Origin of the sequence: Micrococcus sp. FDAARGOS_333, from assembly GCF_002206575.2 — a bacterium.
GTDB classification, from domain to species: domain Bacteria; phylum Actinomycetota; class Actinomycetes; order Actinomycetales; family Micrococcaceae; genus Micrococcus; species Micrococcus lylae.
Genome location: NZ_NJFJ02000001.1, coordinates 368,326 through 381,224, shown reverse-complemented (window position 1 = coordinate 381,224; position 12,899 = coordinate 368,326). Strand labels below are relative to the sequence as shown.

Here is a 12,899-nt window from a genome sequence, read left to right as displayed (position 1 = left end):
AAACCGTGCTTCACAACGAGTAAAGACTCTACACGGCCGCAGACGCCCGCGCAAATTGCGCGGGCGTCTGCGTTCTCCCGGTCGCAGGAGGCTGTCTTCGCCCGGAGGTGCCGGGCAGGCGGTCAGTCGTCCGTCAGGGTCACGCCCAGGCCGCCGACGAGGGCGGCGGAGACGTTGTAGAGGGCCGCAAGGACCACGGACAGCAGGGTCAGCAGCACCACGTTCATCACGGCGACGATGGTGGCCAGGGAGGCCACGGTGCCCAGCGGGGCGAGGTGCTGGACGGTGTAGTTGCCGGACTCGGCGCCGAGGACGGTGCCGAGCACGTCGTTCACACGGTCGAAGATGCCGGCCAGGTGCATCAGTGAGTACAGGCCCACCGCGCCGATCACGGTGATGATGCCGAGGGCCACGGACAGCAGGAAGCCCAGCTTCATGGCCGACCAGATGTCCACCCGCGAGACGATCAGGCGTGCACGGCGCTGCTTGGCCTTGGGTGCCGAGCGGACCAGGCCCTCCTTGCCGGTGCGCTGAGCGGGGCGGGCGGACCGAGTGCCGGCGGCGCCGGACTGGGGACGCGATGAGGCCGAAGTGCTCACTGCTCTCCTCCGTCTGCATCCTCGGCGTCGACCTCAGCAGAGGCACTCACGTCGTCGGACACGGGGTGGTTCTGGTCGGTGGACTCGTCCAAGCGTACCCCCGTGACCTCGCCGGCGTCGGTCGCGGCGCCCTCGGCATCGCCATCCGGAGCGGCCTCGGCGGCCGCCTCGGCGTCGGCCTCGATGGCCTCCTCGTTGTTGAGGGTCACGGCGACGATCCGGTCCTTCTTGTCCGGCTTGGCGAAGATGACGCCCATGGTGTCGCGGCCCTTGGCGGGGACGCCGGCCACGGCCGAGCGGACGACCTTGCCGGACTCCATGACCACGAGCACCTCCTGGTCCTCCTGCACCACGAGGCCGCCGGTGAGCCCGCCGCGCTCGTCCACGAGCTTGGCCACCTTGATGCCGAGGCCGCCGCGGTTCTGCGTGCGGTACTCGCCCACGTGGGTGCGCTTGGCGTAGCCGCCGTCGGTCACGGTGAAGACGTAGCCGTCCTCGTCCGGGGAGATGACGTCCATGGCCAGCAGCCAGTCGTCGTCGCGGAACTTCATGCCGGTCACACCGGAGGTCGCGCGGCCCATGGGGCGCAGCGCCTCGTCGGTGGCGGTGAAGCGCACGGACTGGCCCTTGCGGGAGATGAGGATGAGGTCGTCGTCCGCGGACACCACGCGGGCGGAGACGAGCTCGTCGCCGTCGCGCAGGCGCAGGGCGATCAGGCCGGCGGAGCGGTTGGTGTCGTACTCGCTCAGCAGGGTCTTCTTCACCAGGCCGTTGCGGGTGGCGAGCACGAGGTAGTCGGCGCCGTCGTAGCCGGCCAGCGGCTGGATCTGCGCGATGTGCTCGTCCGGCTGGAACGCCAGCAGGTTGGCCACGTGCTGGCCCTTGGCGTCGCGGCCGCCCTCGATGAGCTCGTAGGTCTTGATGCGGTACACGCGGCCGAAGTTCGTGAAGAACAGCAGCCAGTGGTGCGTGGACACGGTGAGGAAGTGCTCCACCACGTCGTCACCGCGCAGCATGGCCCCGCGGACGCCCTTGCCGCCGCGTCCCTGGGACCGGTACTGGTCCAGCCGGGTGCGCTTGACGTAGCCGCCGCGGGTGATGGTGACGACCATCTCCTCCTCGGGGATCAGGTCCTCCATGGACATGTCCCCGTCGTAGCCGTAGAGGATCTGGGTGCGGCGGTCGTCGCCGTGCTTGTCCACGATCTCCCCGAGCTCGGTGGAGACCACCTCGCGCTGGCGGGCCGGGTCCTCGAGGATCTTCGTGTACTCGGCGATGAGGGCCATCAGCTCGTCGTACTTGTCCTGGATCTTCTGGCGCTCGAGGGCGGCCAGGCGGCGCAGCTGCATGTCCAGGATGGCCTGGGCCTGCTCGTCGTCGATGTCCAGGAGCGCCTTGAGCGCCTCGCGGGCGTCGTCCACGGAGCGGGAGGCGCGGATGGTCGCGATGACCTCGTCCAGCATGTCCAGGGCCTTGAGCAGGCCGAGCTGGATGTGTGCCTCGCGCTCGGCCTTGGCCTTGCGGAAGGCGGTGCGGCGGACGATGACCTCGATCTGGTGCTTCACCCAGTAGTGGACGAAGCCGTCGAGGGACAGGGTGCGGGGCACGCCGTCCACGAGGGCCAGCATGTTCGCGGAGAAGTTCGACTGCAGCTCGGTGTGCTTGTAGAGGTTGTTCAGCACCACCTTGGCCACGGCGTCGCGCTTGAGAACGATCACCAGACGCTGGCCGGTGCGGCCGGAAGTCTCGTCGCGCATGTCGGCGATGCCGGTGATCTTGCCGTCGCGCACCATGTGGGCGATCTTCTCGGCGAGGTTGTCCGGGTTCACCATGTACGGCAGCTCGGTGACCACCAGGCAAGTGCGGCCCTGGATCTCCTCCACGTTGACCACGGCGCGCATGGTGATGGAGCCGCGGCCGGTGCGGTAGGCGTCCTCGATGCCCTTGGTGCCGAGGATGGTGGCGCCGGTCGGGAAGTCGGGGCCCTTGACCTCCTTGAGCAGGGCCTCGAGCAGCTCCTCGCGGGTGGCCTCGGGGTTGTCCAGGTACCACCGGACGCCGGCGGCGACCTCGCGCAGGTTGTGCGGCGGGATGTTGGTGGCCATGCCGACCGCGATGCCGGAGGAGCCGTTGACCAGCAGGTTCGGAAAGCGGGCGGGGAGCACGGTGGGCTCCTGCTGCTTGCCGTCGTAGTTGTCCTGGAAGTCGACGGTGTCCTCGTCGATGTCCCGGACCATGTCCATGGCCAGCGGCGCCATCTTGGTCTCGGTGTAGCGCTGGGCGGCGGCGCCGTCGTTGCCCGGGGAGCCGAAGTTGCCCTGCCCGAGGGCCAGCGGGTAGCGCATCACCCAGTCCTGGATGAGGCGGACGAGGGCGTCGTAGATCGCGGAGTCGCCGTGGGGGTGGTAGTTGCCCATCACCTCGCCGACCACGCGGGCCGACTTGTTGAAGGAGCGCTCGGGGCGGTAGCCGCCGTCGTACATCGCGTAGAGCACGCGGCGGTGCACCGGCTTCAGGCCGTCGCGCACGTCCGGCAGGGCGCGGCCGACGATCACGGCCATCGCGTAGTCCAGGTAGGAGCGCTTCATCTCGGATTCGAGGTCGACGTGGTCGACCCTGTCCGCGGCGCCCTCGGGGAGGACGTACATCTCCAGGTCCTCGGAGGCCTCGGCCGGCACGGTGCCGTCGCCTGCCACCTCCTCGGGGTCCGCGCCGCCGGCGACGACGGCCCCCTCCTGGGGTGCCTCGCTCGCCTGCTGCGTCTGGTCGTTCTCCTCCGGGTTCTGCGGGTTCTCCGGGGTGGTCTCGTCGCTCACGCGGGTCCTCTCGTCCTCGTCAGCTCAGGTCGTCCGGGGGCCTGTTGCCCCCCGTCGGACGGGGTGGGGTGTCCGTTCCCGCGGCCACCGGCGGCGGCCGCAGGAGGACGAAGATCAGATGTCCAGGAAGCGCACGTCCTTGGCGTTCTGCTGGATGAAGCCGCGGCGGGACTCGACGTCCTCGCCCATGAGCATGGAGAACACCTGGTCCGCGGCGGCGGCGTCGTCCATGGTGACCTGGAGCAGGGTGCGGTGCTCCGGGTCCATGGTGGTGTCCCACAGCTCGTTGTAGTCCATCTCGCCCAGGCCCTTGTAGCGCTGGATGCCGGTGTCCTTGGGAAGGCGCCAGCCCTTGGCCTGGCCGGCTTCGAGGGCGGCGTCGCGCTCGGCGTCGGAGAACACGTAGTCGTGCGGGGCGTTGGACCACTTGATGCGGTACAGCGGCGGCTGCGCGAGGAACACGTGGCCGGCCTCGATGAGCGGGCGCATGTACCGGAACAGCACGGTGAGCAGCAGGGTGGTGATGTGCTGGCCGTCCACGTCCGCATCGGCCATGAGCACGATCTTGTGGTAGCGCAGCTTGGAGATGTCGAACTCCTCGCCGATGTTCGTGCCGAACGCCGTGATCATGGACTGGACCTCGGCGTTGCCGAGGGCCTTGTCCAGGCGGGCGCGCTCCACGTTCAGGATCTTGCCGCGCAGCGGGAGGATGGCCTGGGTCTCCGGGTTGCGGCCGCGCTTGGCGGAGCCGCCCGCGGAGTCGCCCTCCACGATGTAGACCTCGCAGCGCTTCGGGTCCTTGGACGAGCAGTCGGCAAGCTTGCCGGGCATGCCGAAGGACTCCAGCGGAGACTTGCGGCGGGCGTTGTCGCGGGCCTTGCGGGCGGCCATGCGGGCGTGCGAGGCCATGATGGCCTTGCGGATGATGTCCTTGGCCGGACCCGGGTTGCGCTCGAGCCAGTCGCCGAGGTGGTCGGTGACCACCCCGTGCACGAAGCCCCGTGCCTCGGAGTTGCCGAGCTTCGTCTTGGTCTGTCCCTCGAACTGCGGCTCGGCGAGCTTCACCGAGACGACCGCGGTCAGGCCCTCGCGGATGTCGTCTCCGGTGAGGTTCTCCTCCTTGGGCTTGAGGATCTCCTTCTCGCGGGCGTAGCGGTTGATCAGGGAGGTGAGGGCGGCGCGGAAGCCCTCCTCGTGGGTGCCGCCCTCGTGGGTGTTGATCGCGTTGGCGTAGGTGTGGACCGACTCGGAGTAGGCGGTGGTCCACTGCATGGCGATCTCGAGGGCGATCTTGCGGTCGGTGTCCTCGGTCTCGAAGGCGATGACGTCCTCGTGGATGTACTCGACCTTCTTCTTCGAGTTCAGGTGCTCCACGTAGTCGAGCAGGCCGTTCTCGTAGAGGTAGGTGACCTCGCGGCGCTTGGGGGTCGCCTGCTCGTCGACGTCGATGCCGGTCTCGTCCGTGGACGCGTCCTCGGCGGTGCCCTCGGCCACGACCTCGTCCTCGAGGACCTGGTTCTCCTCGATCTCGCGCTCGTCCACCAGGGTGATCTTCAGGCCCTTGTTGAGGAAGGCCATCTGCTGGAACCGGGCACGCAGCGTCTCGTAGTCGAACTCGACCGACTCGAAGATCTCGGGGTCGGCATAGAACGTCTGGACGGTGCCGGTGGCCTCAGTCTGCTCGCCCTTGACCAGGTCGCCCTGGGGCACGCCGCCGTCGGCGAAGGACATGCGCCAGACATGGCCCTGACGGCGGACCTCCGTGTCCACCCGCTTCGAGAGCGCGTTCACCACGGAGATGCCGACGCCGTGGAGGCCGCCGGAGACGGCGTAGCCGCCGCCGCCGAACTTGCCGCCGGCGTGGAGGATCGTCATGACCACCTCGAGGGTGGGCCTGCCCTCGGTCGGGTGCATGTCCACCGGGATGCCGCGGCCGTCGTCCTCGACGCGGACGCCGCCGTCCTCCTGGAGGGTCACGGTGATCTCGGAGGCGTAGCCGGCCATGGCCTCGTCCACGGAGTTGTCCACGACCTCGTACACGAGGTGGTGCAGACCCCGGGGGCCCGTGGAGCCGATGTACATTCCCGGGCGCTTGCGGACGGCCTCGAGGCCCTCCAGCACGGTGATGGCGGAGGCGCCGTAGTCGCCGGGGACCTTGCGGTCCCTGGTCTCGGCCGGTGCCGTCTGTGGCGGTGCGGCGGCCTCGACGGCCTCCGCGGGGGTCACGTCCTGAGGATCCTCGGCGGGCGCGTCGGAATGTGCGTCGTTCACGGGTGCTCTTGACTCCTCGGTCTCGTCACGTCGTCTGCCGCCGCGGGCGTCGAGTGACAGCCGCGCCCTACGCGTGCGTACGCGCGCGTAGGTTTATCGGCCCGGACACGGGCGGCAACGGCCCTCGGCGCACCGAGGGCGGCATTCTGGTCCATTCTACGGGATTCGGGTGCCGTTCAACGGAATCTGCGCGGGTGGATCGGCTCCGAATGCCCTGCAGCAGGCCGTGGACGCCGCCGTGGAGGTCCTGTCAGCCCTCTGTATGGGGGCCGTATCGCCTCCGGGTCCGATCGGCGCTCAGAGCGCCGCCTGGCACTTCGGCCCTCGGCCCTTCCGGTGCGCGGCGGGTCTGCCGCCCGTCGTCCCGACGACGGCACGCACCTCCGCCGGCCGGCCGCCGGAGACTCGGGCAGGCTCACCCGTAGGTGTCACGCGGCCCACGGCCACGGACGCTGCGGGGACCCTTCTTCCAGCTGGGCGCCTGAGGACCGGCCACGTCGATGCGCGTGACCACGCCGGTGCCGAGCTCCTGGTCGAAGCGGGCCAGCAGCATCGGTCCCATCAGGCGCAGCTGGGTCGCCCAGGCGGTGGAGCTCGTGCGCACCCGCACCACGGAGTTCTCGAAGCTCTCGGGCCGGCAGTGCTGGGCGATGTCCGGGCCGACCAGCTCGGCCCAGCGGGTGAGCACGGAGCCGACGGCCACCGGGGTGGACCAGCCGCGGTCCCGGATGAGGCGGCCGAAGACGTCGCCGACCACGGCAGGGTCCCGGTCGTCGGCCTTCGGGCCGCTGCGCCGGCGCTTGGCCTTCAGCTCCGCCACGCGCTGCTCGGTGCGGCTGCCGGCTGAGCGGCCGGGCCGGCCGGTGAGGCGGGCCTCGCCGCGCTCCATGGCGGCGTCCCGCACCCGGCGCAGCTGGATCATGGCCAGGTCCGGGCGGTCCTCGTCCTGGCCGGGGACGCCCGTGGAGGTCTCCGCCGGCTCGTCAGCCATCGCGAGCGCCCCCTTCCGCGGCAGGCGAGGGGCCGTCGTCTTCCGCGGCAGGCGAGGGGCCGTCGTCGGGAATCTCCGGGTCCATCCGGGCCCGGCGGATGTCCCCCTCCACCGGCAGCGGATGGTCCGCGGTCTCGGCCACGGTCTCGGAGCCGTCCGCGTCCTGGCGGACGAGCACGCGCACGGCATGCAGCTCCTCCGGGATGTCCTCCACCGCGGCGGCGGTGAGCAGCACCTGCTCGGCGCGCGAGACGAGGCCGGCCAGCCGGCCGCGGCGGGCGGCGTCGAGCTCGGCGAAGACGTCGTCGAGGATGAGGACGGGCCGGGCGTCGGGGTCCGGGTCGTCGGCGACGAGCACGTCGTAGCTGGCCAGACGCAGCGCCAGCGCAAGGGACCAGGTCTCGCCGTGGGACGCGAAGCCGCGGGCCGGGGCAGGGCCGAGGAACAGGGCGAGCTCGTCCCGGTGCGGCCCCACCAGGGTGAGGGCGCGGGCACGCTCCTGCTCGTGGGCATCCTCGAGGGCCTGCCGCATGGCGGCGGCGATCTGTTGGACGGACGGCACCTGCTGGTGGGTGCCGGAGACGCCGGGGACGGTGGACTCGTAGGCGAACGTGGCCGGCTTCGAGCCGTTGGTCAGTGCGGCGTACATCTGGCGCAACGGTGCGGCGAGCAGCTGCAGGACGTGGAGCCGGCCGTTGAGCAGACGGGCGCCGGCCATGGAGAGGTGCTCGTCCCAGACGGCGAGGGTCGCCTCCTCCTCCGGGCCCCAGCGACCCTGCTGCCGGGCGGTCTTGAGCAGGGCGTTGCGCTGACGCAGGACCCGCTCGTAGTCCGCGGCGGCCTCGCCGAGGGCGGGGCGCAGCTGGACCATGAGCTGGTCCAGGAAGCGGCGGCGGCCGCCCGGGTCCTGGGTCACGAGCGCCAGGTCCTCGGGGGCGAAGACCACGGTGCGCAGGATGCCGAGGCCCTCACGGGCGCGGACGGGGGCGCCGCGGTTGACGGCCACGCGGTTGGAGCGGCCCGGCAGGATCTCCAGCTCCAGCGCCACGGCGCGTGAGCCGCGGTGGATGCGCGCGCCGATCCTGGCGCGGTCCTGGCCGAAGCGGACCAGCGGGGCGTCCTGGCTGACGCGGTGCGAGGTGTGCGAGCCGAGGTAGCCGACGGCCTCCACGAGGTTCGTCTTGCCGACGCCGTTGGCGCCGACCAGCACGGTGGCGCCGGGGGACAGGGTCAGGTGAGCGGACCGGTACGAGCGGAAGTCCGCGACCGTCAGCTGCGAGAGGTACACGTGAGGCGGTGTCCGGTCCCGGTCAGGTCAGACGGACCGGCATCACCAGGTACCGGTAGTCGGAGACGGCGCCGTCCTTCTCGGCCACGCCGGTGAGCAGCGCGGGCTTCGGGGCGGTGGTGAAGGAGAACCGCACCTGCGGCTGGTCCACCACGGACAGCCCCTCGGACAGGTAGGACGGGTTGAAGGCGACCGTGATCTCCTCGCCGTCCAGGGTGCAGGGCAGCTCCTCGTTGGCGGAGGCGTCGTCCCCGGTGCCGGCGTCCAGGGTGACGGAGCCGGCGCTGAAGACCATGCGCAGCGCGGAGTTGCGCTCGGCCACGAGGGCCACGCGGCGGGAGGCCTCGACCAGGGCCGCGGTGTCCACGGTGGCGTGGATCGGGCTGGACTCCGGGAACAGGGAGCGGATCTTCGGGTACTCGCCGTCGACCAGCACGGAGGTGGTGCGTCGGCCCGCGGAGGCGAAGCCGACCAGGTCCACGCCGTCGGCGAAGCGCAGTTCGAGGCTGCCGGCGCCGCCGAGCGACTTGGCGACCTCGGTGAGGGTGCGGGCCTTGACCAGCAGGGAGGTGGACACCGACGGGTCGGCCGGGGTCCAGGTGATCTCCTTCATGGCCAGGCGGTAGCGGTCGGTGGCCAGGAAGGTCATCGTGTCGCCCTCGATCTCGACCTTCACGGCCGTGAGGATCGGGAGAGTATCGTCCTTCGAGGCGGCCACGGTGACCTGGTGCACGGCGTGGGCGAAGGCGGCGCCGTCCACGGTGCCGGCGACCTCCGGCAGCTCCGGGAGGGCCGGGTACTCGCCGACCGGCATGGTGGCCAGGGAGAAGCGGGAGGACTTGCAGGTGACGAGCACCTTGCCGCCGTCCAGCTCGAGCGTCACCGGAGCGGCCGGGAGCGAGCGGACGATGTCGTTGAGCAGGCGGCCGGAGACGAGGACCTGTCCCTCGGTCTCGATGTCCGCCTCGATGTCCAGGCGCGCCGAGGTCTCGTAGTCGAAGCTCGCGATGGAGACGAGGCCGGCCTCGGCGGTGATGAGCAGGCCGGAGAGCACCGGCACCGGCGGGCGCGGGGAGAGGGAGCGGGCGGTCCAGGAGACGGCATCCGTGAGGATGTCGCGTTCGACGGTGAACTTCACGAGCTCTGCACTGCCTCTCTGGCCTCTCGGTCAGGCCGGTGTACACACGGGGGCGAATCCGCAGCGGCCGTGAGGAAGCCGGGATTCTACGTCCGAACGATGCGCACACGGGTCAACGGCGCGCGGGTGGGAAGACGCGTTGATCAGCATAGGGGGTGCGTGCGCTCGCTGTCAGGTCAGGGACGGGGCTGTGCGGGGAGGAAGGGCACATGTGGTGTCCGGCCGGTGCGCAGGGGCCTGGATGTTGCTCGACGGAGAGATGTCCCAGAGGTGAGTAGGAGTGTCAGCACGTGTGGATTCTGTGGAGAACCCGTCCTCGCCCAGGGTCCGTGCCGATCCTCCTGTGGGTCCGGCGGTGGATCCTCTCCGTTCGGGGTGTGGGTGTCCCGTGGATTCCCGACGACGGCCCCCGACCCCTTCTGCACAGCCTCGCCCGGATTTGTCCAGAGTCCGATGTCATTTGTCCCGATCGTGTCCACATTCTTCTCCACAGGTGTGATCTGCGTCCGCATGATTCCGCGGTTCTCGGCTCCTGAAGCCTGTGGAAACGTGTGGACGAGTGTGGAGATCCGAATGACATCCGTGTCATTCCCCAGTGCCGTGGAGCGCCGGTTCCCCACCCTGCGGATCATCGTCGCAGCGGCCTGGGCGGGCCGATTCCACGCCCTCGCGGCTGTCCACATGCAGCCCCCTTCTCCACAGAGTTCTCCACAGGGGTGGACAATGTGGACGATCCTTTGACCGCCGGTTCAGGGTTCTCGGACATGCGTCGGGCCCCGCCGAACGACGTCGACGGGGCCCGGAGCGCGGCGGCCGGCCGGTCAGTGGCCGCGCTGCTTGCGCTTGATCTCATTGGTCAGCTCGGTGACCTGGTTGTAGATCGTGCGGCGCTCGGCCATGAGCTCGCGGATCTTGCGGTCGGCGTGGATCACGGTGGTGTGGTCGCGGCCGCCCAGCTCCTGGCCGATCTTCGGCAGGGACATCTCGGTCAGCTCGCGCAGCAGGTACATCGCGATCTGGCGGGCGGTGACCAGCGTGCGGGTGCGGGACTTGCTGGTCAGTTCGTCCATGGTCAGGTCGAAGTACTCCGCGGTGGCATGGAGGATCAGCTCCGGCGTGATCTCGTGGACGTCGTCGTCCGTGATGAGGTCCTTGAGCACGTGCTCGGCCAGCTGGATGTCCACGTCCTGGCGGTTCAGGGACGCGAACGCGGTGACGCGGATGAGGGCGCCCTCGAGCTCGCGGATGTTCGTGGAGATCCGGGAGGCGATGTACTCGAGCACCTCCGGCGGGGCGAAGAGGCCCTCGGCCTCCGCCTTCTTGCGGAGGATGGCGATGCGGGTCTCGAGGTCCGGCGGCTGGATGTCCGTGATCAGGCCCCACTCGAAGCGCGAGCGCAGGCGCTCCTCGAACCCGGAGAGCTGCTTCGGCGGCAGGTCGGAGGTGATGACGACCTGCTTGTTGTTGTTGTAGAGCGTGTTGAAGGTGTGGAAGAACTCCTCGACCGTCGCCTCCTTGTCCGCCAGGAACTGGATGTCGTCGATCAGCAGGATGTCCACGTTGCGGTATACCTGCTTGAACGAGGCGCCCTCGTCGTGGCGGATGGAGTTGATGAAGTCGTTGGTGAACTCCTCCGAGTTCACGTACCGCACCCGCAGGCCCGGGTAGAGGCGCCGGGCGTAGTGCCCGATCGCGTGCAGCAGGTGGGTCTTGCCCAGGCCGGACTCGCCGTAGATGAACAGCGGGTTGTACGCCTTCGCCGGCGCCTCGGCCACCGCGTTGGCGGCTGCGTGGGCGAAGCGGTTGGACGAGCCGATCACGAACGAGTCGAAGTGGTACCGCTCGTTGAGCCGGCTGGTCTCGGAGGACGTGGACGGCGGGCCGGGGGTCGGCGCGCCCGCACCGGCGACCGGCCGGCTGTCCGGGCGGTCCTGGCGGTGCTCGTCGCGTCCGCGGTCGGACGACGACGGCCCGGGCGCCTCGGAGCGCTTTTCATCCTGGCCGTGGGCGGACGGAGAGGAGGGCTCGTGGTGGCGGGTGCGCTCGGAGGCCGGACGACGGGCGTCCACGTCCAGGTCTTCGGCAGGCAGCTGGGCGCGCGAGGACCCGGCGTCCGCCGAACGCGGCGGGGTGGGGGCGTTCAGGGAGGAGTCGATCGAGATCGCCAGCAGCACCTCGTGGCCGAACACCGCGGTCAACGCGTCGGTCAGCGCGCCGGAGACCTGCGGTCCCTGCAGCGTCTCGCGCGTGGTCTCGTTCGGCACCGCCAGCAGGAGGGTGTTGCCGATCAGGCCCTGCGGGCTGGCCAGGTACACGTGCCCCATCTGGCGCGGCGTGACGCGGGAGTCCTCCTCCAGGGCGGAGGTGACCTGGGACCAGGAGTCGGAGACGGCGGGATCAGACACCGGAGGAGTCCTTTCAATGCACCGGACAGGCGCCGGGGCGGAAGGTGGAAGCAACAGGCGTGCCGGCCGGACGAAGGCCCTGTCGGCATGCACGTTCCGGTCGAGTCTAGTCGTTGTCCACAGGCTTGTGCACAGACGGTGGACAACTCGGGGAGGTGCTGTGGACAGACGGAGGTGAGGGGCCGCCGTCGTGCGCCTGTGGCCTGTGGGAACTGTGGACCGGGCGTGTCTGCGGCAGCCCGGCGCGCGGAGCCGGACGGGCCGCAGGAGGGACGGTGCTGGGCACCGACGTCCGCTTGACCGGGGCAGAAGGCGTGACTAGAGTAGCCAGGTCCCCCGGGACGGCTGTGCCGTGCCCGCCGGGGATTTCATGTCAAAGCCCCGCCCGGACTTCCCTCCTGCATGCAGCGTCGCAGGTCAACGGTCGGCGCCAACACAACACGTGGAGAGATCACAGTGACCAAGCGCACTTTCCAGCCCAACAACCGTCGTCGCGCCCGCAAGCACGGCTTCCGCGCCCGCATGCGCACCCGTGCCGGCCGCGCCATCCTGTCTGCCCGCCGCGGCAAGGGTCGCGCCGCGCTGTCCGCCTGAGCGCGGCGCAGCCGCTCCGGCGAGCGTCGTGCTGCCTCGTGACCGACGGGTCCGGACGGCGGCAGACTTCCAGCACATCCGGCGGACCGGCGCCCGCGCAGGGCGCCGGAGCCTGGTCGTCACCGCGACGGCCGACCCGAACGACACCCGGTCCGGGGGTCCGAGCACACCTCGGCACCCACGGGCCGGGTTCGTCGTGTCCAAAGCGGTCGGAGTCGCGGTGGTGCGCAACCGGGTGAAGCGCCGTCTGCGCGCGATCATAGCCGAGCAGATGCGGCGTCCCCCTCTGGAGGGACAGCCCCTGCTCATCCAGGTGCGCGCACTGCCGGCGGCCGCCGAGGCGGACTACGCCACGCTGGAGAAGGACCTCGCCGGCGCCCTGCGCCAGGCCTTCCGCAAGTGCACCGCGGACGGAGCCGCATGAGCGGGGCCCGCACGCTGTCGCCCTACGTGGTGCTCGAGCCGGCCCGTGAATGGGGGTGGCTGCGCGCACTGCCCTCGACCGTGCTCGGCTGGCTGCTCAAGGCGTACCGGCTGCTGATCTCGCCCCTGTACGGGGACGTCTGCCGCTTCTTCCCGAGCTGCTCGGCCTACGGACTCGAGTCCGTGACCGTGCACGGCGCGGTGAAGGGGACCTGGCTGACGGCCCGCAGGCTCGCACGCTGCCATCCCTGGAACGACGGCGGCATCGACCCCGTGCCTCCCGGGCACCGATGCTGGGCGGAGGAAGACCTTCCGCGCATCATCCACCTGAACCACCCTCCCCTCCCACCAGATCCCCCGCAGGAGGACTGACA

The 12,899-nt window shown here is 70.3% G+C and carries 9 protein-coding genes and 1 pseudogene; 3 read left to right on the top strand and 7 right to left on the bottom strand.

Going from position 1 to position 12,899, the window contains the following annotated elements:
• Positions 1-122 precede the first annotated feature (122 nt).
• The 7 genes and pseudogenes from CEQ11_RS01815 to dnaA all read right to left on the bottom strand — a co-directional run.
• On the bottom strand, positions 123-599 hold the full coding sequence (locus CEQ11_RS01815) for a DUF3566 domain-containing protein (RefSeq protein WP_067192321.1): 477 nt from the start codon (positions 597-599) through the stop codon (positions 123-125).
• Positions 596-3,247: a DNA gyrase subunit A gene (gene gyrA / locus CEQ11_RS01810; RefSeq protein WP_087134684.1), complete on the bottom strand. Its 2,652-nt coding sequence runs from the start codon at positions 3,245-3,247 to the stop codon at positions 596-598. Before gyrA ends, CEQ11_RS01815 begins: the two co-directional genes overlap by 4 nt.
• Before the next feature lie 282 nt (positions 3,248-3,529).
• Positions 3,530-5,686 carry a DNA topoisomerase (ATP-hydrolyzing) subunit B gene (gene gyrB / locus CEQ11_RS01805; RefSeq protein ID WP_070639623.1) on the bottom strand — a complete coding sequence of 719 codons (2,157 nt, stop codon included), beginning with the start codon at positions 5,684-5,686 and terminating at the stop codon, positions 3,530-3,532.
• Between the two features lie 415 nt (positions 5,687-6,101).
• A complete protein-coding gene (locus CEQ11_RS01800) occupies positions 6,102-6,677 on the bottom strand; it encodes a DUF721 domain-containing protein (RefSeq protein WP_067192068.1) in 576 nt (191 codons plus the stop codon).
• The gene (gene recF / locus CEQ11_RS01795) at positions 6,670-7,965 is read right to left on the bottom strand and encodes a DNA replication/repair protein RecF (protein ID WP_088477567.1); all 1,296 of its coding nucleotides are present in this window, start codon (positions 7,963-7,965) and stop codon (positions 6,670-6,672) included. Before recF ends, CEQ11_RS01800 begins: the two co-directional genes overlap by 8 nt.
• 22 nt (positions 7,966-7,987) lie before the next feature.
• Positions 7,988-9,103, bottom strand: a complete 1,116-nt coding sequence (dnaN, locus tag CEQ11_RS01790) for a DNA polymerase III subunit beta (protein WP_087134676.1) — start codon at positions 9,101-9,103, stop codon at positions 7,988-7,990.
• A gap of 830 nt (positions 9,104-9,933) precedes the next feature.
• A pseudogene (dnaA, locus tag CEQ11_RS01785) lies at positions 9,934-11,508 on the bottom strand (chromosomal replication initiator protein DnaA); the annotation flags it as partial.
• 456 nt (positions 11,509-11,964) lie between these two features.
• Between dnaA and rpmH the strand changes: the two are divergent.
• Genes rpmH through yidD form a run of 3 tightly spaced genes read left to right on the top strand, consistent with a single transcriptional unit; the run spans position 11,965 to position 12,897 of the window.
• Positions 11,965-12,102, top strand: coding sequence for a 50S ribosomal protein L34 (gene rpmH, locus CEQ11_RS01780; RefSeq protein WP_067192059.1), 138 nt, complete (start codon positions 11,965-11,967; stop codon positions 12,100-12,102).
• 28 nt (positions 12,103-12,130) lie between these two features.
• The gene (rnpA, locus tag CEQ11_RS01775; RefSeq protein WP_088477565.1) at positions 12,131-12,526 is read left to right on the top strand and encodes a ribonuclease P protein component; all 396 of its coding nucleotides are present in this window, start codon (positions 12,131-12,133) and stop codon (positions 12,524-12,526) included.
• Positions 12,523-12,897: a membrane protein insertion efficiency factor YidD gene (gene yidD / locus CEQ11_RS01770; protein ID WP_067192053.1), complete on the top strand. Its 375-nt coding sequence runs from the start codon at positions 12,523-12,525 to the stop codon at positions 12,895-12,897. The genes rnpA and yidD overlap by 4 nt, the downstream gene beginning before the upstream one ends.
• Positions 12,898-12,899 lie beyond the last annotated feature (2 nt).